The 20,481-nt window shown below is 42.3% G+C and carries 16 protein-coding genes; 6 read left to right on the top strand and 10 right to left on the bottom strand.

Going from position 1 to position 20,481, the window contains the following annotated elements; genetic code table 11:
- Positions 1-72 precede the first annotated feature (72 nt).
- Together MHH52_RS10510 and MHH52_RS10505 are read left to right on the top strand one after the other, a co-directional pair.
- Positions 73-981: an alpha/beta hydrolase gene (locus MHH52_RS10510; protein WP_313638625.1), complete on the top strand. Its 909-nt coding sequence runs from the start codon at positions 73-75 to the stop codon at positions 979-981.
- 110 nt (positions 982-1,091) lie between these two features.
- Complete coding sequence (locus MHH52_RS10505) at positions 1,092-1,874, top strand: sugar phosphate isomerase/epimerase family protein (RefSeq protein WP_340008443.1); 783 nt, start codon at positions 1,092-1,094, stop codon at positions 1,872-1,874.
- Positions 1,875-2,307: 433 nt separating this feature from the next.
- On the opposite strand, the gene MHH52_RS10500 is transcribed toward MHH52_RS10505, so the two are convergent.
- Positions 2,308-3,102, bottom strand: a complete 795-nt coding sequence (locus MHH52_RS10500) for a helix-turn-helix domain-containing protein (protein ID WP_340008442.1) — start codon at positions 3,100-3,102, stop codon at positions 2,308-2,310.
- A 135-nt stretch (positions 3,103-3,237) separates the two neighbouring features.
- Between MHH52_RS10500 and MHH52_RS10495 the strand changes: the two genes are divergently transcribed.
- Complete coding sequence (locus MHH52_RS10495; RefSeq protein WP_340008440.1) at positions 3,238-4,581, top strand: glycoside hydrolase family 30 protein; 1,344 nt, start codon at positions 3,238-3,240, stop codon at positions 4,579-4,581.
- Between the two features lie 74 nt (positions 4,582-4,655).
- On the opposite strand, the gene MHH52_RS10490 is transcribed toward MHH52_RS10495, so the two are convergent.
- The 5 genes from MHH52_RS10490 to MHH52_RS10470 all read right to left on the bottom strand — a co-directional run bounded on the left by MHH52_RS10490 (position 4,656) and on the right by MHH52_RS10470 (position 12,284).
- Complete coding sequence (locus tag MHH52_RS10490) at positions 4,656-7,073, bottom strand: TIM-barrel domain-containing protein (RefSeq protein ID WP_340008438.1); 2,418 nt, start codon at positions 7,071-7,073, stop codon at positions 4,656-4,658.
- 20 nt (positions 7,074-7,093) lie between these two features.
- Entirely contained in the window at positions 7,094-8,698 is a 1,605-nt protein-coding gene (locus MHH52_RS10485; protein ID WP_340008436.1) for an extracellular solute-binding protein, read from the bottom strand.
- A gap of 37 nt (positions 8,699-8,735) precedes the next feature.
- A complete protein-coding gene (locus MHH52_RS10480) occupies positions 8,736-9,659 on the bottom strand; it encodes a carbohydrate ABC transporter permease (protein ID WP_340008434.1) in 924 nt (307 codons plus the stop codon).
- Between the two features lie 17 nt (positions 9,660-9,676).
- Entirely contained in the window at positions 9,677-10,600 is a 924-nt protein-coding gene (locus MHH52_RS10475; RefSeq protein WP_340008432.1) for an ABC transporter permease subunit, read from the bottom strand.
- A gap of 79 nt (positions 10,601-10,679) precedes the next feature.
- Positions 10,680-12,284, bottom strand: a complete 1,605-nt coding sequence (locus tag MHH52_RS10470; RefSeq protein WP_340009590.1) for an extracellular solute-binding protein — start codon at positions 12,282-12,284, stop codon at positions 10,680-10,682.
- A 284-nt stretch (positions 12,285-12,568) separates the two neighbouring features.
- Here MHH52_RS10470 and MHH52_RS10465 point away from each other — a divergent pair, with 284 nt between their 5' ends.
- The 3 genes from MHH52_RS10465 (at position 12,569) to thiD (ending at position 17,245) form a co-directional block, all read left to right on the top strand.
- The gene (locus MHH52_RS10465; protein WP_340008431.1) at positions 12,569-14,290 is read left to right on the top strand and encodes a histidine kinase; all 1,722 of its coding nucleotides are present in this window, start codon (positions 12,569-12,571) and stop codon (positions 14,288-14,290) included.
- 15 nt (positions 14,291-14,305) lie between these two features.
- On the top strand, positions 14,306-15,913 hold the full coding sequence (locus MHH52_RS10460) for a helix-turn-helix domain-containing protein (RefSeq protein WP_340008430.1): 1,608 nt from the start codon (positions 14,306-14,308) through the stop codon (positions 15,911-15,913).
- Between the two features lie 519 nt (positions 15,914-16,432).
- Positions 16,433-17,245: a bifunctional hydroxymethylpyrimidine kinase/phosphomethylpyrimidine kinase gene (gene thiD, locus MHH52_RS10455; RefSeq protein WP_340008428.1), complete on the top strand. Its 813-nt coding sequence runs from the start codon at positions 16,433-16,435 to the stop codon at positions 17,243-17,245.
- Between the two features lie 89 nt (positions 17,246-17,334).
- Here thiD and MHH52_RS10450 read toward each other — a convergent pair whose 3' ends face one another.
- The 4 genes from MHH52_RS10450 to MHH52_RS10435 all read right to left on the bottom strand — a co-directional run bounded on the left by MHH52_RS10450 (position 17,335) and on the right by MHH52_RS10435 (position 20,428).
- Positions 17,335-17,709 carry a DoxX family protein gene (locus tag MHH52_RS10450; protein ID WP_340008426.1) on the bottom strand — a complete coding sequence of 125 codons (375 nt, stop codon included), beginning with the start codon at positions 17,707-17,709 and terminating at the stop codon, positions 17,335-17,337.
- 247 nt (positions 17,710-17,956) lie between these two features.
- Positions 17,957-18,388 (bottom strand): Rrf2 family transcriptional regulator, encoded by a 432-nt coding sequence (locus MHH52_RS10445; RefSeq protein WP_340008424.1) that lies wholly within the window; start codon positions 18,386-18,388, stop codon positions 17,957-17,959.
- A gap of 154 nt (positions 18,389-18,542) precedes the next feature.
- Positions 18,543-18,971, bottom strand: a complete 429-nt coding sequence (locus MHH52_RS10440; RefSeq protein WP_340008422.1) for a hypothetical protein — start codon at positions 18,969-18,971, stop codon at positions 18,543-18,545.
- Between the two features lie 113 nt (positions 18,972-19,084).
- The gene (locus MHH52_RS10435; RefSeq protein WP_340008420.1) at positions 19,085-20,428 is read right to left on the bottom strand and encodes a glycoside hydrolase family 30 beta sandwich domain-containing protein; all 1,344 of its coding nucleotides are present in this window, start codon (positions 20,426-20,428) and stop codon (positions 19,085-19,087) included.
- Positions 20,429-20,481 lie beyond the last annotated feature (53 nt).

The raw sequence follows: 20,481 nt of genomic DNA, 5'->3' as shown, positions 1-20,481 counted from the left end.
TCCTTCCGAACTCTCGTAGTATACTTTTTAGAATAAGATTCAGATGTTGTATTTTTGATAAGGAGGTTTGTGATGGTAAATAGCTTTAAGAATGCCAAGGGGCAAGAAAGAGTGAGGCAATCGTACCAGCAGCTAGTTAATCGGTGGCCTATTCTATTTGAGGAGATAGACCTCCCTACCACATATGGGCTGACGCATTGTATCATTTCCGGTCAAAAGAGTAATCCACCTTTGTTTCTGTTTCATGGCGTTGGTGATAACTCGGCGGTCATGTGGATCTTAAACATCGAAGAATTATCGAAACATTTCTATTGCATCGCTATTGATACTTTGGGCGGACCCGGAAAAAGCATTCCTAACGAGCATTTTAACAAACAGAAGTTTGAGCAAGTAGAATGGATTAATGAGATAGCGACGCATCTGAGCATAGACGTCTTTAATATCGCAGGTGTGTCAAACGGTGCCTATATTGCTTTTAATTATGCGACTAGACAACGAGACAGAGTGAACCGTGTTGTTTGTTTGGAAGGAGGGATGGTCACAACACCTATCAAAGCAATGATACAAACCTTAATGATGATGTTCCCAGAGATTCTGATTCCTACGGATCGCAATTTACTTAAGGTTCTGAAGAAATTAAGCGCTCCAAACTCCCCTCTATTTGATAATCATCCAGAATTAGCTGCTCATCTGATCCTGTTAATGCGAACTCATAATCAGCAAGCTATGTTTGTGCATAAGCTTCAAAAATACGATAAGGACGCATCAATTGCAGTCAGAGACAAGCTATATTTTTTAGTAGGAGAACATGCATTAAAACAATCGAAGGACTTCATAGATATTTTAGAAGATGGAAAGTTCCATTACCAAGTCATCCCCCATGCGGGACACGGTATTAATCACGAGCAACCGGATAGGGTAAACACTGAGATCATCAATTTCCTGACAGACGATAATGATAAATCACTTGCATCCATATGAAAGCGCTACTATTATGATTGTAATTATTCATACCCACTCTACATAAGGAGATGTTAACCATCAGATACGGAACTTTAGCGCATACGTTTGGTTGCCTACCCCTCAAATCATTGACTGAAACTCTTCAGAATTATGATATCGATTTTGTTCAACTCGCTTTATCCAAAGCCATTCAGGACATCGACACTTCCACTGGTAAATTAAGTCCTGGCCTCGCAAACTATATTGGCGAACAATTTGACAGAGCAGGTATACGTATCGGCGTGTTAGGCTGTTACATCAACCCCATCCACCCAGATCCCGTCATTCGGAGATTAGAAATTAATCGATTCAAAGAGCATCTTCGGTATGCACGCCAATTCGGCGCACCTATGGTGGCTACGGAGACGGGTTCGCTAACTACTTTTCAAGCACAAGACCCGCTCCATTACGAAGATATCGGCTGGGACATATTAAGGGTTACTGTACAAGAGCTTGCGGAGGAAGCTGAAAAATGGGGCGTTTTTCTGGGACTTGAGGGCGTCAGCACGCATACACTTTCTACACCAGATAAGATGCGCCGCATCCTAGATGAAGTCCCTTCAAGCAATATCGGTGTTGTCTTGGATCCATGCAATTTTATTGGTGACGCTGTAGATGTGCAGGATCAAATTGTCGATGACTCGTTTAGGTTATTCGGGGACCGGATCATTCTGGCGCATTTAAAAGACATCTATCAAGATGGAGAAAAAACATACCACGGTAAGGCTGGTAGAGGGCATTTCCACACCGAAGCTTTCCTGAACAAATTAAACGAGTATAAGCCAATGATCGACGTATCTTTAGAGGATATAACGAATCTGGAGATTAACGAGACCGTTACCTTGTTGAAGAAGATTACTTCCCATATATAAACCGGATTTAAGGTACTTAAGCCACCGGAAAATATCGGTTCTTCACGCCAGCGAATGATGAGGAGCTCTGTTACCATTACAACGGTGCGGATATCTTTGTTAGTTCAAGTATTTTTGATACGAGTTCTTTACCGGAACTTGAAGCCATGCGGTGTGGCGCAGCTCTCGTCTGTGTTTATTCAGGTGGTAATATGGTATAGGCAACTGTCTGCTCTCATATAGGTACGAGCATCGGCTTGGTGAAGATGTCATCCGCTTAATTCGAGACCAAAACTTAAGAACTAAATTAGCAGCACAAGGTGAAAGGTCCTCACACAAATGGACATTGGAAAATAGTGTTAAGTTTTTTGAACATACGATTTAAGATATATTATAAAAAAACAGCAAGTCTCTGGATGAGATTTGCTGTTTTTTGATTGATTTAGATCTACACTTACTCTCTCTTTCGATACATGCCTGGTGAGACGCCGTAACGCTCACGGAATACCCTGTGGAAATAGGTGTAGCTTCCGAATCCAGTCTCCTCTGCAATCCGCTCCAGGGTGTAATTAGTGTTATCCATCAACCTTAGCGCCATGGCAAGACGAATACGCCCCGCATACTGCATAATAGAATAGCCAAACTGAATTTTGAATAAATGTACGGCCCTTGTTACACTAATTCCGGCATGAGCAGCTACGTCCTTTAATCTGATCTCTGATGTAGCATGCTCTTCCACATAACTCTTCATCTTAAGTCCGTGTAGAAGCGAGGCCGATGATGAGGCAGGAGCCTCTTCAATCGCCCGATCCAGCAGCAAACACAAAGCCTTAAATAGCGCTTCAAGTATTTCTGGAGTACCTCCATCAAGCCTTCTGTGCTCTAGATCGAGTTGTTGCCATATACTCTGTAGCTTGCCATCATCCGCAATTCTTACCTTCTTTGGTCTCTCACGTTGATTCCACCAGTGATCCACCCATTCCCCTGTACACATTACAAAATAATCCGCGCTATGTCCCAAAGGACTTTTCTTTTCACCGATTCTCAAATCATATATATCGTAGGGCTTAAATAATAACAGATCACCAGGTACCACAGTAACCATTTCCCCATCGATGAGTACTTCACATTCCCCTTCCGCTTGCAGCCTTATGATATAGGTATCCAGCCCGCTGCGAAATAATTGCCGAAATGGCTGGGTATGGCGAATAAAGCCACAAAGACTAATTTGGACACTGTTTGTTTCCATTCATATATTCCTCTTCTCATAGTAGTCGATGACCAGATTATTGAGGTTCTTAGCCATATTGTTTCTTCAAAGAGGTATGAATTCCCTTCTATAATAGAAATAGAATTAATACGTTTTAGGAGGTTATTAATCATTATGAGTAAAACTATTCGCGTCATTCAAACAGCTAAAGAGACCGCAGACCGTTTAACGGAAAAAGAACCTCTGATCTTCATTCCTGATACCGTAGGAGTTGAATCAGAGCTCATCAATATTTATGATGATTTAGAATATCAGGAAATCGAAGGTTTCGGCGGTGCACTTACTGAGGCGTCTGCCGTTACCATTGCTAAACTAAGTGAAGCTAAGCAAAAAGAAATTATCGATGCTTATTTTGATCCTGAGCATGGGATCGGGTATACACTATGCCGCTCCCATATCCAAAGCTGCGATTTCTCGCTAGGCAACTACGCTTATGTTGAGGAAGGAGATTCGGAGCTGCATACGTTCGATATCTCTAGAGATCAAGATTCAATTATCCCACTAATCAAACATGCTGCTTCAGCTGTAGGCGAAGAATTCCGTCTGTTCTCTTCTCCATGGAGTCCGCCTGCTTTCATGAAGACGAACGGTCAAATGAACGGTGGTGGAGCACTTAAGCCTGAATACCGTGAGGCTTGGGCCAACATGTTCGTTAAATATATTCAGGCTTACGCTTCTGAAGGCATCGATATTTGGGCCGTTAGTGTTCAGAATGAAGCGAAGGCTGTTCAAATATGGGATTCTTGCCTTTATACTGCCGAAGAAGAAAAGGATTTTGTTCGTGATTACTTGGGACCAGCCTTGGAACAAGCCGGTTTGGCTCATGTAAAGGTTATGATCTGGGATCATAACAAGGAGCGCGTGTATGACCGTGCCAAGGTTGCTTTCGAAGATCAAGAAGCTTCCAAATACATTTGGGGAATTTGCTTCCACTGGTACTCCGGCGATCACTTCGAAGCCCTATCTGCCGTACATGATCGCTTCCCAGACAAAAAGCTGTTCTTCAGCGAAGGCTGTCAAGAAGGCGGCGTTCATCTCGGTTCTTGGAACACAGGCGAACGTTACGGCCATGATATCATTGGCAATCTGAACAACTGGATGTCGAGCTGGACCGACTGGAACATTGTCTTGGACGATCAAGGCGGCCCTAACCATGTAGGTAATTACTGCGATGCTCCAATTATCGGGGATACGAAGAACGATGAAATTACTTTTGAGAGCTCCTTCTATTACATCGGGCACTTCAGCAAATATATTCGTCCAGGCGCTAAACGAATTGGTCATTCCAAATATACAGATAAGCTAGAAACAACAGCTTTCCGTAACCCAGATGGCACTATTGCAGTTATCGTTATGAACCGCACGGAACAAGAACTTCCATTCACCCTGCGCTTCCATGATGAATTAGCTGAGAACATGATTCCTGCCCATGCTATTCAAACCTTGCTAATTAAGTAAAATTAATAGGAGGTTCTCTTTATGCCAAGTGCATAGAGAGAACCTCCTTTTGTTTAATTAAGTGAAATAGTATGTTATAGCCTAGCCGTCAGAATTTCGCATAACGCTCCGTACAGCGTATGTTCAAGATCCATCGAGGCAAGAGCGGCCAATGCTGCCATCGGTGTTGTTGATTCATTCACTACCCTGTAAATTTGTTCTTTCAATTGAAAAAGAATTTGCGCACGGTTCAGGAGGGTGAACACTTCTGCTTCTACAGAATTCACAGCTATCCGAGCATCAGTGATCAATACCTCCAGAGATTTGTCGACCGCCAGATCGAGAACATTGACCGTAAGTGTATGTGTAGCTTCGTCATACCCCATATCTGCTGCGATTTCTGTGCCACCAACGAATACCTGTACCTTCGTATCCGCAAAGCCAACAAAGGATAACTTCCATGTCCGCCGCTCAGGTACAACTTTTGTATTTCCCCGAGCAGGGAGAATCTTGAAGCTAGCTTTCTCTCCCATTTCCAGGCTTATTTCCGTATCGCACCATTGATCGTCCCGGTCTTCCGCAGTATCGCCTGCATCCTCCCAAAGATGAAAATGACCACTATCTCCGGCAAACACACGGACCTCCATATGCCTCGGATTATCCACCGAAGAGGTATATTCCGTCAGGTCTGCCATAGGAACGATAGCACCCGCTTTAGCTAATACAGGAATGCTCTCCAGATTACGATAGAGAGAAAGCTTTCTTCCACCGTCGTACACTCTTCCGTTAAAGAAATCTATCCAGATCCCTTCAGGTAGCCAAGCCTTAAATTCGGCAACGCCCATCTTAGGGTTCACTGGCTGTGTAATCGGACAGGCAATGAGTTCCGTTCCGAAGTAATATTCATTTGGTACTTCGTAGGCTTCATTCCACTGCGCATGATGATAGTACATTGGCCGAACTAGCGGAAGACTATCGCGGCTGGCATAACGATTCATCGTATACAGATAAGGAAGTAAACTATGCCGCAAGCGCAGGTAATCCTTCATTACGTCCTCGGCAATCTTATTGAACCGCCATGGCTCCTTACTGTTAAAGGCACTAGCAGAGCTATGTAACCGTAGAATAGGTGAAAAGACACCAAATTGCACCCAGCGCATCGCCAATTCATCGTCTAAATAACCATTCATATGGCCCCCGATATCATGGCTCCACCAACCATAACCCGCGTTTGCCGCGTTGGCAGTGAAATAAGGCTGGAAATCCAGTGACTCCCAAGTAACAATAGTGTCTCCGGAGAATCCTATGGGATAACGATGGCTGCCAAGGCCCGCGTAACGAGAAAAAGTTATCTTCCTGTTGCCTCGACGTCCACTGTCCAAGTAGTGGTAGTGGTTCAGCATCCAGAGAGGATCTAATCCCGGAACCTTAGTAACTCCGCCCTGCTGCCAATCAATCCACCAGAAATCTACACCTTCATCCTCTAGCGGATGATGCAGAAACTTAAAGTATGCTCGTAAAAAATTCGAATCAGTGATGTCAAATTCCACAGCATCGCCTTTTTCGGGGTCCAAGCCCATCTCCGCAGCAATGGCCAGATAAGGATCTTCAAAAGCCCTTACTCCATCAGCTGGATGAACGTTGAGCGTTACACGAAGCCCTTTTTCATGTAGCCATGTCAAAAATCTTTGTGGATCAGGGAATAATTCACGGTTCCATGTATAACCCGTCCATCCACTGCCGTACTGCGGATCAATATCGACGAGATGCCAATCCATATCTATAACAGCGACAGAAAACGGAATTTGCTCACACTCAAACCGCTCCATTAACGCTTTATATTCTTCTTCTGAATACCGATAATACCGACTCCACCAGTTACCAAGCGCATAGCGTGGCAATAGGGGCGTACGGCCGCAAAGATGGTAGAAATCCTTCAAGCAGTTCAAGTAATCATGACCATATCCAAAAAAATAAAGATCGAGGCCTTCCTGCCCCCGTAGCTCGACCCGGTCATCTTCTTCCAATAAAAGGGAGGCGCTGTCTTCAACTAATGTATACCCAAAACGCGACAGTAGCCCGTGCTCTAGGGGAATGGCGCCATCCGCATTATCCAGTGTACGTGCCGTACCACCCAAATCTTGCGGTGTATCGCCATAATTCCAGACACTCATTAGGTGACCCGCTTCGTTCCTTACTCGGATACTGAGGCCATGCCGGGAGAAAGGCTTCTTGTCATAAGTCAAGTGCAGACGATCTGTAATTAATTCAAGCTTGTTCCCCAAATCCATCACACGGAACTCTGGCACCGAAAAATTGCGGTTCACCACAGTCTGTGACGCTCGGTCTTCAAAAGAGCCCTCTTCGCTGTATTCCATCCGGATGAGCTCCGGGGTTAACACAGTGAAACGATAGTGCTCTCCCTGAATGATCGCGTCAGTATTACCGCATGGTTCAGAATTAAGCTTTAAATACTTAGTTAGTGGCTTTAGCTCTTTAATCGTATTTCCCATCAGGTAAACCTCATTTCTTGTTATTCTACGCTCATATAACGACTGTACGCATCGGTCCGAATTTTGACCATCTGTTCAAGACCCATGCCCCGCAACTGCTTCACATAGTCATCCCACGCTTCGTCGATTCCACCTAAAATTATAAATTGAGCACGCATTGTATTGACGTAACTATCGATGTCCTTGGTCAAAGTCGGCAGCTTCTGAAATTCTTCTGCGGTGTACATTACGTTGGGGAAGGGTAGTGTTGCGTATTCGCTTCCCAAATTATCTAACTGCAACTTCAGCCCATCTCCGTTATCAGGGTTCAGAATGATGTTCTTCTCAAATGATGGGCTCACATATTTCGGCCCGAAATCCCGGAGTGACTCTTCCCAATACCAAGCATCTGCACTGGTTCCGGTCGGTGAGTCCATCAACATATAGGTGCCATCATCGTTCTTCTTAATAACCGTTCCAATGGCTCCCCAGAAATTCTGAATGCTTGCTTCATTGGTATAGAATTCGTCGGCCCAGCGAGCGGCAATCTCTGGATATTTGCAAGAACTGGTGATAAGCAGCTCGTTGCGTTCTAGATTCATTCCATACGGATTTCCTATGGTGTAGCGTTTACCATCCGGTCCAGCAAGGGGTGGAATGGTCTCATACTGATCGCTCCATTTGCCAAAGACGGCGTCCGGCGTCCACTGATATGTAAAGCCCACGATGGGAGCATCCGGATTACGAAACTTGGCCGATCTCAGCGTTTCGTCTTGAGTGAATATCTCTTCATCAAGTAATCCCTCTTTAAACAATTTGCTCTCCCATTTGAGGGCCTCTTTGTACTCCTCTGAAACAGGGTAATATACCGCTTTTCCGTCCTTAATCACCATAAAGTTGTTATTCAAGTCAGCGATCCCGAAGGGACTGATCAGATCATTACCTGTCTCGATAAAGGGAATCTCATCATGTTTGCCGTTACCATTCGGATCTTGTTCTTTGAAAGCTTTAAACACGTTATAAAGATCATCAATCGTATCCGGAACCTTTAATCCCAATTTGTCCAGCCAGGTTTTGTTAATCACGGGCTGGCGCGAGCTTTTCGGACGCGATGGTAATCTTGCGGGCAGAGAGTAGATTTTCCCGTCAGGGAAGGTACTGATTTTTTTCATTTCAGGCGTTTCTTGCATGGCTGCTTTGAGATTAGGCATATTCTGCTCTATATAATCATCGAGCGGGCGGAATAAGCTTATGTTATTGACAATATCGGAATCCCCAAAGGTTTGACTCCCTACAATGATATCTGGAAGTGTGCCGCTTGCCAGCATTATAGACTTCCGTTCACTCCAATCATTGGAAGACATCACCTGCCATTCAATTTTTACATTTGTCTCCTTTTCCAGCTCCTTCAGCCACTGGCTCTGAGTAAAGGTATCTCCCATGCTTCCCCATCGAACGGTTAGGACCTTTAATGTCAGTGGCTTATTGACAATCGGCAAGCCTTCTTTGTTGAATTCACCCGGCTCGGGATCGACAGTATTAACCCCATTGTCTCCTCTACAGGCTGTAAGGCTTGCAAGCAACGTTGTCACCATAAGAATGACAGTGATTGTTTTATGCATACTCGTTCTTTGTTGCTTTTTCATTACTGTCCTGATCCTCCATGAATATTTAATAATGTGATTATTCCTTCACTGCACCAATCATTACCCCTTGGTTAAAGTACTTTTGTACAAATGGGTATACACACATGATTGGAATAGTTGCAACTATAATAACAGAATATCGCATCATATTGGCGAGACGTAGCGCGATTTGCGCGGCTTCACCTGTTCCCATACCAGACTGCATCTGATTGGTAATCAGAATATTACGAAGTATCAACTGTAATGGATACATATTGGGATTTTTTAAATAAATCAAGGCGTTAAAATATGAATTCCAATAGCCGACGGCGATCCATAATCCCAGTACTGCGATAATTGCCTTCGACAGGGGTAAAACCATCTGAACAAAATAACGAAGATTACCACAGCCGTCAATCTGCGCTGCTTCCCATAAATCTCCCGGAATACTTGTCTGAAAAAAAGTTCGTGCGACGATAATATTAAAAACCCCAACAGAGAACGGTAGTACCATAACCAAAAATGTGTCATACAGATGGAAATCCCGGATGGTTAGGAAAGTAGGAATCAATCCCCCATTAAAGAACATCGTAAAGATAAAAAATAACGAAATATATTTCCGACCCACAAGGTCCTTTCTTGACAACGCATAGGCAGCTGAGATATTTACAACTAAACCAATTGCGGTTCCCACCACCGTGTACAGGATGGTATTCCAGTACCCGATCCAGATATTTTCGTGACGCAGCAGCTCTTTGTAGCCATCCAGTGTGAATCCTTTAGGAAACAACCATACTTGGCCGCCTGCCACTGCGGAAGGATCACTGAACGAAGCAATAATGATAAAGTACAGCGGGTAAATTAAGATAACTAGAAAAATTGCTGATATTGCGTACATTATAATTTCCATAACAGTATCCGATGAACGATTCTTCTTTATTTTTCCGACATTTCCTTTAGTCGTAGTTTCTAATACTCCCATTTCACTTTTCCTCCCTTCTACCACAAGCTGTTTTCGCTTAATTTTTTTGAAATCTGATTGACCATAATTAATAGAATAAAGTTGATGACGGTGTTGAACAAGTTGATAGCCGATGAAAAGCTGTACTGGCTACTGAGTAATCCTATTTTATAAACATATGTGGAAAGAATTTCGCTTGAGGTGATGTTCAGATCATTCTGCATTAGATATACCTTCTCAAATCCAACTCCGAGCAGACCTCCGACCCGCAGTATAAGCAGTGTAATCGCTGTCGGCATCAACATGGGAATATCGATATAACGAATTTTATGCATCCGGCTTGCTCCGTCCACGGTTGCGGCCTCATACAAGCTAGGGTCGACCGCGGAGAGTGCAGCGATAAAAATAATGCTGTCCCATCCGACATGCTGCCACACATCCGACCAGACATACACACTACTGAATAAACCAGCGGAGCCTATCAGATCGGGAGCCTCTTTTCCAAACAGACTATATAAATTCCCGAGCAAACCGGTACTAGGGGAGAACAAAATCATCATCAAACCCACCATTACAACCGTGGAAATAAAATGGGGCATATACGATATAGTCTGAAAAAAACGTCTAAACCGGTTGGGTCTCATCTGGTTAACCATTAGCGCCAGTATAATCGGAATTGGAAACGTAATCAGACTGTACAGACTGATGATCAGTGTATTCTTAATTGTTGATGAAAATTGATAGGAATTAAAGAACTTCTCGAAGTACTTGAATCCAGCCCATGGGCTGTCGCCAATTCCCAACGCCGGGCTGTAATCCTTGAATGCAATTAGCACCCCGTACATCGGTTTATACGCGAATAATAATGTTAGTACTACAGCGGGAAAAAGTAATGTATATAGACCCCAATTTTGTTTCATTTGTCCGAATGTCCGCCCAAAATTAAATCGACCAGATTTCATGACATCCCCTCCTTATTAAATAGAGAATGCTACCCCACAGATTTATGCAGGGCAGCACCTTTTTCGAAAGACGAATAGGTTATTTCACACTCATATAACGACTGTAAGCATCTGTGCGAATCTTAACTAATTTATCAAGTCCCATTTTATTAAGCTGTTTGACATAATCATCCCAACCTTCGTCAATTCCACCTTTGCTAATAAATTGAGCGCGCATTGTATTCACATAACCGTCGATATCCGTGGTCAAGGTTGGCAGCTCCTCGAACTCCTCGGAGGTGTACATAACGTTAGGGAAAGGCTCTGTTACATATTCACTACCCAGCTTATCTAGCTGCAGTTTCAGTCCATCTCCACTTTCAGGATTAAGAACGATTTTCTGTTCAAAGGACGGGCTCACATATTTCGGTCCGAAATCACGGAGCGACTGATCCCAGTACCAAGCATCCGCGCTGGTTCCGGTCGGTGGATCCATCAAAGTATAAGTGTCGTTGTCGTTCTTCTTGATAACGGTTCCAATCGCACCCCAGAAATTCTGAATGCTTGCTTCATTGGTATAGAACTGGTCAGCCCAGCGTGCGGCAATCTCCGGATATTTGCTGGTAGTAGTTATGAGAAATTCGTTACGGTTAAGATTCATACCAATCGGATTTCCTATGGTATAACGCTTACCATCCGGTCCGGCAATCGGTGGAATAGTCACATATTGATCGCTCCATTTACCAAACACGGCGTCCGGGGTCCACTGGTACGAAAAGCCCACAATTGGAGCATCTGGATTTTGGAACTTGGCCGATCTCATCGTGTCATCCTGAGTGAACACCTCTTTATCGAGCAGGCCTTCTGCATACAATTTATTTTCCCATTTGAGAGCTTCTTTGAACTCCTCTGAAACAGGATAGTATATTGCTTTTCCGTCCTTGATTATCATATTGTTGTTATTCAAGTCAGCGATACCGAAAGGACTGATCAAGTCATTACCTTTTTCAATAAAAGGAATCTCATCTTGCTTTCCATTCCCATTCGGATCTTGTTCTTTAAAAGCTTTAAACACGTTATATAGTTCGTCTATCGTTTCCGGAACCTTCAAACCCAATTTGTCCAACCAAGTTTTGTTAATCACAGGCTGGCGCGAGCTTTTTGGACGCGATGGAAGTCTTGTTGGCAGAGAGTAGATTTTGCCGTCAGGAAAGGTGCTGAGTTTTTTCATTTCAGGCGTTTCTTCCATAGCCGCTTTAAGATTAGGCATATACTGATCAATATAATCATCTAACGGGCGGAAAAAGCTTAGATTATTAACGATATCCGAATCTCCAAGTGTCTGATTTCCTAAGATGATATCGGGAAGTGTGCCGCTTGCCAGCATAATGGACTTCTGTTCGCCCCAGTCATTGGAGGACATCACCTGCCAGTCAATTTTGACATTCGTATTCTTTTCCAGATCCTTCAACCACTGATTCTGGGTAAAGGTATCTCCCATGCTTCCCCAGCGGACAGTCAGTACCTTCAGTGTCACAGGCTCATTGACAATCGGCAAGCCTTCTTTGTTATAACTGCTCGTCTCGCTTGTCGCTGCATTATTCGCATTGTTTCCACCGCAACCCGCGATTCCAAATGCCATCGTAGCCGCCAGAAGACCTACAGACCATTTCTTTGTAGTTATTTTCTTACTGTGTTGACCCATTCCATAATCCCCCATTTCAATTTTTAACATGCCATTCGATTCTTCCACTTGTGGAACGCGAATCTGAATAGCTTTATATTAACTTCTTATTTTTTCGTATTCCGGACACTTTAAGATGGTTATCCAGACCTTTGAATCCGCTTACAATAAATGCAAAAGCCAAAACCTCCACTTGAGAAGATTTAATAACAGTTTTCCGACTTCTGTATGTGCTTTCCGGACTTTGAGGTAAATCACTAGCGAGTTCTTATGTTTTTTTCACGCAGAGGTTTTATAATGATTTTATGACCAAAAAAACAGCGGAACACAAAACCTACCCCATTCGTCATTATATTAAAGTCATGATGTTGGTTTCGTTCTCAGTCCTTATTCTGGATTTAGCGATCAGCATTGCTTCCATTTCCATTGTTAAGCAGCAGTCCACTCGAAATTTGCAGGATACGGCTGCACTCTACATCAACCGTATTAATCATGATTTTGCCTACATTAATCACTATATGGGTTGGACGCTTGGGAACGAGGAAAGCCTACTTACGATGAATACTTACGGGGTCAACAGTACTAAGTTCTTAAAGGCAAATGAAAATCTGCACAAACGTTTTACTGAACTGCAAAAAAACTATGGACATGAGTACAACTTCTTCTACTATTTGAAAAATGAGAACTATTTTTTAAATTGTGCACCGATCAGTGTGACCTATACGGATTACAGGGAGCTCAAAACGAAGATTATTTCTTATATTGATGATAAGGAGATGTATGAGAAGTTTTACTCCAAATGGACCCCTATCCTTGTAAACAATCACTACTACGTGATTAATATCGTTCCCTATTACAATCGTTATTTAATTGGACTGATCTCCGCCGATAATCTGATCCGTCCTCTACGCCAAATTAATCTTGGTGCCAATGGTTATGTCTCTCTAGTGGATGAGAATGAACAGCCTTTAACTAGTCCCATATCGAACAGCGGAAAGCTGATAACGGAAGATAGGGGGTTCTCTAATCTTTTGCAATCGCGTACAACAATCAACAGCGCCTTCTCGGACACAAATTTCAGCACTAAAATGGTCATTAAGTATGGAATATTCGAAAAAATCATGATTGCTCAGCTACTTATTATGCTACTCTTCTTCATTGTGACCTCCACTTTATGCATCGTTCTACTGTTTTTCAAAAAAAGAGTACTGGGCCCGATTCAAAGCTTCTCTGAGAACCTTGCTTTCATTAATGAGGCTGGGCAGCCCGCAGATTTTAAGAGCAGTGAGATTATAGAGCTGGAACAGGCAAACACACAGTTTAAAGGCTTAGTTGAACAAATCAAAACCTTCAAAATCGCTATGTACGAGCAGGAACTGGAGAAGCAGCGGATACAGCTGGATTATATGAAACTGCAGATCAAGCCTCACTTTTTCTTGAACTGTCTGACTAGTATCTATAGCATGGCTCAAATTCAAATGTATAAAGAAATCGAGAATATGGCGATGTCTACTTCTAAATATTTCCGCTATATTTTTCAGAATGGTGAGAATTTTGTCCGACTAGAAGATGAAATTGAGCATGTCCGAACTTATCTCCAAATTCAAAAGCAACGTTATCAGGATGCATTTATTTACTATATCGAACAAGAGGATCAGGCAAGCAGTGTGGAAATCCCACCGTTAGTGCTGCAAACCTTCATCGAAAATTCAATTAAATATGCGATTTCACGAGAACATGAAGTAAAGATCAAGCTTACAGTACAACGATTACAGATTGAGCACGAAGAAATGCTCGTTATCCAACTCACCGACACCGGTCCCGGTTTTCCACCCCAAGTGTTAGAGAAGCTTAATCTTGGAGAGCCCTTGGATCAAAGTAAAGGTACGCAAATCGGCATTATGAATACGCTTAAAAGGCTGGAATATCTCTATCTTAAAAGAGCAACAATCACCTTTTCCAATTTGGAGGATGGCGGTGCTAGTGTAATTTTATTTCTTCCGGAGCTTCCTAAAAATTCTAAATGAATGGAGAACAAACCTATGAATGTACTGCTTGTTGATGATGACTTTTATGTTATTGCCGCATTGCAAAAGAGAATAGATTGGGAATCACTACACATCGAAACGGTTTATACCGCTAATAATGTCGCTCAAGCACGTGAAATCATAGAAAAACATTCGGTTCAAATTCTGATTTCAGATATTGAAATGCCGCAGGGTAGCGGACTCGAACTTCTGGCATGGATTCGCGAGGGGAATTATAGTATTCAGACGATTCTTCTTACCAATTATGCAGATTTCAACTATGCACAGAAAGCAATCGAATTGCAGAGCTTTGAATATTTTCTCAAGCCTATCGAATTTGATAAGCTGATGCTGATCATCCAAAAGGCTGTCACACAGGCAAAAGAACAACAGAGTAATGAAAAAGCCATACAGGGAGGCTACTTTTGGCAAAAAAATCAGGCGAAGATTCTCGAGCATTTTTGGCGCAAGCTGGTAAGTGGTAGTACTTCATTCCCGATTAAACCCGCAGACATCACTCATGCCATTGAAGAACAAAATCTGTCCTATCAAATGAGCGATACCCTACAGCCTTTGATATTCAACTTATTTCCTTACAATGGCAGCATGGGTAAAGAAGAAAAAGATCTTTTTGATTTTGCCCTGCTTAATATATTGTACGAATTGTTTCAGAATCCTTATTTTACCATTGAGAGCATTCTGGAATATAAAGATTATAACTGGATCGCCATATTAAAATGGAACCAAACGCCGGACACTCTAGTACTTGAAGAGTTGTGCTCATCCTTTATTCAAAAAGCGAACCCTTATTTAAAATGTGATGTCTGCTGCAATATTGGTTTATACGATAAACTGATTAATGTGGGGAATGTTCTAAAACAATCACTTCATATGGATGAAAAAATTACGAAGTGCAGAAATCAGACCTTTCTGGTAGAAGCATACCTCTCTCAAAATAAAACAGTCTACACTCCACCGGATCTTGGGTATTTGGAAGAGCTGCTTGACCAGAATAAACTTTCCGCTTTTCTTGAAGAAGTCACACAATATTTAAAAGTTATGCTTAATAATAAAACACTAGAAACTTCCGTCCTTAGCTTATTCCGATTAGATGTAGTTCAGCTTGTCTATTCGTTTCTCAACATAAAAGGTATACGATCACATAAATTGTATTCCGGAACAACGAATGATAAATTAATAATGCATTCTTTGAATTCGATCGAGGATATGGAAGAATATCTTAAATATCTAGTCAATACAGCAATGAAATACCGAGACTTCGCTGCACAGCCAAAATCTGTCGTAGAAGAAATCAAGCATTACATTCATTCGCATTACGGCGATGATCTGACACGAAATGATTTGGCTGAAATTGTCTATCTCAATCCGGATTATCTGGCAAGAATATTCAAACGAGAAACTGGAGTTTCATTAGGTAGCTATGTCATCCAAGTCAGAATCGCGGCTGCGAAGCATTTATTGGAAACCACAAATATGTCTGTATATACAGTGGCGAACAAAGTTGGATATAACAACTACTCCTATTTCTCCAAGCTTTTCAAACAAGAGGTAGGCCTCCCTCCTAATGAATATAAAAAGGAACAACAATACAATCCAGCTTAATAAAAGAGGGTACAATGGAGAAATGCTTACGGACCCAGATGACGTTATTTGCACATTTATCGCCAAGCAGATTTTTGAAATAAGTGTGATTATATAACATACTGGGATGGGATGGGATGGGTAAAAGCTCAGCGATGTTTCATTATGATGATTTCCCTTCTCATGTTGTCCGAGACGATCATAACAGAGTGCCAACCGAAGATGTAGCAACCAGGTATTAATAATTCCATTCTTCATTCCCATCGAATCGTCATCCCGCGGCAGCTGTATCACGAGCTCATACCAATATGTCGCAGGATGCAATTGGCCTTTATCATTTCTTTCTATATTGATATGCATGCTCAGTGAATCGGACTCATACTCTATCCCTGTGGAAGATTGATAACTTAAGAAATAATTCAAGACGCTGGAAGAGAGGTTAGATATACCCCTGCTTTTTAAAAGACGAATGTGCTAATTTTTGTTATAATCATTGCAGTGCGTTGTTTATGAATTCAGTTATATAAAGGGGACGTTACCATGACAAAAATCATTAAAACACTAACTATTGCAGGCAGCGACTCCAGTGGTGGTGCAGGTATCCAAGCGGATTTAAAAACATTTGAAGAGTATGGAACCTACGGCTTCAGTGCCTTAACCACTATCGTTACCATGGACCCTGACAATGGATGGCACCACAATGTGTATCCTATTGATGCGTCCATTGTTGCTGAGCAGTTAAAAACTATTTTCGCAGGCGGTCCGGTAAATGCCATGAAGACGGGTATGCTGGGAAGTGTTGAAATCGTACGTGTTGCTGAGCAAGCGATCAAAGAAAATCTACAGACCAATGTAGTGATTGACCCGGTCATGGTGTGCAAGGGCGAAGATGAAGTTTTGAACCCTGACAGCGCTGAGGCTATTCGTGACTTACTGCTACCTCTAGCAACTGTAGTCACCCCAAATTTGTTTGAAGCAGGCGTTCTTTCAGGTCTTGGCAAACTTTCTACCCTAGAGGATATGAAAGAAGCTGCTCGTCTGATTCATAAGCTCGGTGCACGTAATGTCGTGGTTAAAGGCGGCAAAGCACTCGGGGGCGATCAAGCGATTGATGTCTTCTTCGACGGTTCTGAGTACACAGTATTTCAAACAGCCAAAATCGAGCCTGCTCATAATCATGGAGCTGGATGTACTTTTGCCGCAGCAATTACCGGCGGTTTAGCTAATGGCCTATCCGTCCATGAAGCTGTAGCAAAAGCTAAAGATTTTGTCTCCGCAGCCATTCGCAATGGATTTGCGTTTAATGAATATGTGGGTCCTGTATTTCACGGTGGGTATCGTTTAGAACGTTAGAACCTAAAAGCTAAAGATCCAGAAACAAAAAAGGCAGTCCAGATGCTGAAACTCAGCACTGAACTGCCATTTATATTATTCAAGTATAATTACTTAAACCCTGGAAAGTCACCCAGATCTGAAAGACGAATGAAAAATACGATAAAAGCTAGCACGCCGAGCAGGATGATCGGAAACGTCTGTTTGAACGAATCTTTTACGCGAACATGAGTCAGAACACCGCCGATGGCAGTAACTCCAAGTAAAAGTGCACCTGCTGCCGCCCAACTAGGTTCCCAGTAGCCAACAATCAAAGCTGCCGCAGCGACGAGTTCAACAAGTCCGGTTACTACTCGAAACCATTGCGGCAAACCCCAGTGTTTGAAGTTTTCCACATGCATTTGTGAACCTGTTACCTTTCCGAACCCTGCCATAACAAAAGTAAGTACTAGCAAGCTCTGCAATACGATGGATACAATATTCATTGTCATCTCTCCCTATGAAATATTTGCACCTATAACGCACACATATTAAAGTAAATGAAACCTTCTGCTGAAAAAAATAGATGATACATACGATACTCCGCTTCGTGGATTCCCCCTTATCATTATATGTGCTCATCACAAGCACAATACCTCCAAAAAAAACGCAGCAATAAACTGCAACTCTGATAAGCACATTATAGTAGCTGGAGAAAGACTTAACCAGTACTCTTTTTAAAAATTAAAAATATTAAGAAAAAAACTCTACCCGCTCCATAACATTAATAACCGTATATTGGCGTAAATACTCAATGGTCCGTTGTTCGGTCTCTTGGAGAATTCTTTCTAGTTCTACATCAATCAAAGCACTTGCTCCACACGCCATATCCACTTCAGGTTCCTCCGCCGCTGTACTAACTGCCTCATAAATCTCTCCCAGTGTGATCTCATCAGCAGATTTCCGAAGAACATACCCTCCTTCTCTTCCACCTTTGGAATCCACGATTCCTGCAGTCGCCAAAGACTGCATCACTCTACGCATAAAGGTCGCGTGTGAATTCACTTGGCTTGCGATCATGGCACTGGATAATATGCTGCCACTTTTAGCAAGCCAGACGATCGAATGTACCGCTATTTTAAAACGGGGAGGTCCGATGTTCACACCACGATTAGCTGTACTCATGTCCCATCTCCCCCTTTCAACTGCAATTATATAAAGCACATTATAAATTAAAACAAGCTGTGGAGCAAACCAACGAATTCAATTCCCACTATAGGCAAAACAGGGCACATCCCATTGGAATATGCCCTGTAATATTTAGCGTTTCTATGATCAATTATTCAAAATCAGTAAATCTAATACTTTGTTTATGCTTACCTCTATTCTGATCATTCCACGTGAGTACGACCTCCATTTCTTTTGCACCTGTCTTTATAAAAAAATGGCTAAAGTTAACCATCTCATTCGGCCTCATAACATAGCGAAATGGATCTGTTAATATAATTTGCTCCTGATTAGGGTCTTGCACTGGTCGGTACAACTCAAAAGTTACATCTAACGATTCTTCACTTAAATTTGTGATCAATAGCTCGTAACTCATATATTTTTCCGGTTGTGGCGAAGGCAGTTTACTTTTATGAAGCTCCACCGCCCATTTTGGTGCTTCATTCTTTACAGGTAGCAAACTTTTAACAGCAAAAATACTAGAACCACCAGTAATCATCAAACACAGAACTAGCAGCGTCAGTAAAAGCTTTCTATTCAATGCTCATGTCTCCTCGCTATAGGGATGCGTTTAAGATTTACGAACACTGATTTTTTATGCGTTTTTGCCAAAAAAAAGTGCTCGAATCAAAATTCGAGCACTTCAAATACAAATTATTTAATCAAAATAGATAAGGCACTTTTAGACTCCAAACGGAACGATAAATCATCCGTACCCTGCAAGTTCACAGCCACATTCTCAGCCTTTTCACTATCGTTGAACAGGACTACCGCAATGGAATTATCCGTATTCTTAAAAGCTACGGAACGAATAAGTTCTTGATTTGTGGAAGCTTCGATACGTACTGCCTTAGGACGAATGAATTTACTGAAATGTGCCAGCGCATAATAGTCCAGCGTATACGTAAGTTCCTTGGTCTCTTGGTTGACCGTAACAACGCCGCGACAAGTACTTTTTCCAAAGCCCGGCACGGTAGGGCCGTTCTTCTCATCTAAGGCCATATTCCATAATACAAAGGATTTACTATGATTTCTGAGAATATCAATCCCTGTTCTCATTACATTCGAGAAGGCTTGTTCAAATGGAGGAATCCATTCCCCACCAGAACCTTCTGTGAAATGCACTTCTTTATCCGCAAAAGCCTTTAGAACCTCCGATTGTGCTGACGCATTGCCGCCATACCAGTGCCAAGCTACACCGTCGACTTCATCTTTCGCATAATTCAGCACCGTTAGTGGATAATCCGGACGATCCCAGTTGTGGTCGTAGCAGAGAATTTTTGTATTGATGTTGTGTTTCACAAAGCTAGGCTTCAAATAATTTTTAATGAAATCTCTTTGCGCCTCAGGCAGCATTAACATACTAGGGTAGTGCTTTGGTTCAAAAAGAGGCTCGTTCTGCGGTGTTACCGCATAAGTTGGCAATCCGTGTTTTTCAAATGCTTGAATGTATCGTACAAAATAATCGGCATAAGCCTGGTAATATTCTTGTTTAAGTTCACCGGCGATCATCGATCCGCTAGTCTTCATCCAACCTGGTGCACTCCATGGTGAAGCCATCAGCTTGATCTGAGGATTAATTTCCAGCGCTTGTTGTAACAAAGGAATAATATCTGCTTCATCATGTGCGATGGAGAAATGAGTTAATTTCGTATCGGTTACCTGTGCAGGCATATCGTCATAGCTATAAATATCTCTAGCATAATCCGATGCTCCCATTGGATTTCTTAATACAGACAAGCCAATTCCATCTTGGGAATCAAAAAGTTTGCTCATGACTTCTTTTTTCTGTTCATTGTCCAGTACTTGGTTAATCAAGTAGGCGGATGAATCCGTAAAGGATGCCCCAAAGCCATCCATTTCCTGAAAGGTTTGATTCTCATCAATAGTTACAGTAGTGGTCGCCTCAGCGTTAGCAATTGGAGTTAATTGTTGTAGACTTTGCTCTACAAATAATGAATTCTCCCCTGTGGATTGATAAATTTTAAGCTCTGGCATGTTGTTTCCCTCCATCTTCTTATGAAGAGGCCCCAGTTAAGGGGCCGCATTCA

It is taken from the genome of Paenibacillus sp. FSL K6-0276 (genome assembly GCF_037977235.1).
In the GTDB taxonomy this organism is placed as follows: domain Bacteria; phylum Bacillota; class Bacilli; order Paenibacillales; family Paenibacillaceae; genus Paenibacillus_AQ.
The sequence above is the reverse complement of the archived record's forward strand: the minus strand, read 5'-3'. Positions and strand labels throughout refer to the sequence as shown.

Excerpts from the sequence above, each read along its gene's own strand:
- MHH52_RS10460 (WP_340008430.1), top strand. The coding sequence starts at position 14,306 with ATGAATGTACTGCTTGTTGATGATGACTTTTATGTTATTGCCGCATTG.
- MHH52_RS10490 (WP_340008438.1), bottom strand. The coding sequence starts at position 7,073 with ATGGGAAATACGATTAAAGAGCTAAAGCCACTAACTAAGTATTTAAAG.
- MHH52_RS10445 (WP_340008424.1), bottom strand. The coding sequence starts at position 18,388 with ATGAGTACAGCTAATCGTGGTGTGAACATCGGACCTCCCCGTTTTAAA.
- MHH52_RS10510 (WP_313638625.1), top strand. The coding sequence starts at position 73 with ATGGTAAATAGCTTTAAGAATGCCAAGGGGCAAGAAAGAGTGAGGCAA.
- thiD (WP_340008428.1), top strand. The coding sequence starts at position 16,433 with ATGACAAAAATCATTAAAACACTAACTATTGCAGGCAGCGACTCCAGT.
- MHH52_RS10435 (WP_340008420.1), bottom strand. The coding sequence starts at position 20,428 with ATGCCAGAGCTTAAAATTTATCAATCCACAGGGGAGAATTCATTATTT.
- MHH52_RS10465 (WP_340008431.1), top strand. The coding sequence starts at position 12,569 with ATGACCAAAAAAACAGCGGAACACAAAACCTACCCCATTCGTCATTAT.
- MHH52_RS10485 (WP_340008436.1), bottom strand. The coding sequence starts at position 8,698 with ATGAAAAAGCAACAAAGAACGAGTATGCATAAAACAATCACTGTCATT.
- MHH52_RS10475 (WP_340008432.1), bottom strand. The coding sequence starts at position 10,600 with ATGAAATCTGGTCGATTTAATTTTGGGCGGACATTCGGACAAATGAAA.
- MHH52_RS10450 (WP_340008426.1), bottom strand. The coding sequence starts at position 17,709 with ATGAATATTGTATCCATCGTATTGCAGAGCTTGCTAGTACTTACTTTT.
- MHH52_RS10470 (WP_340009590.1), bottom strand. The coding sequence starts at position 12,284 with ATGGGTCAACACAGTAAGAAAATAACTACAAAGAAATGGTCTGTAGGT.
- MHH52_RS10495 (WP_340008440.1), top strand. The coding sequence starts at position 3,238 with ATGAGTAAAACTATTCGCGTCATTCAAACAGCTAAAGAGACCGCAGAC.
- MHH52_RS10480 (WP_340008434.1), bottom strand. The coding sequence starts at position 9,659 with ATGGGAGTATTAGAAACTACGACTAAAGGAAATGTCGGAAAAATAAAG.
- MHH52_RS10500 (WP_340008442.1), bottom strand. The coding sequence starts at position 3,102 with ATGGAAACAAACAGTGTCCAAATTAGTCTTTGTGGCTTTATTCGCCAT.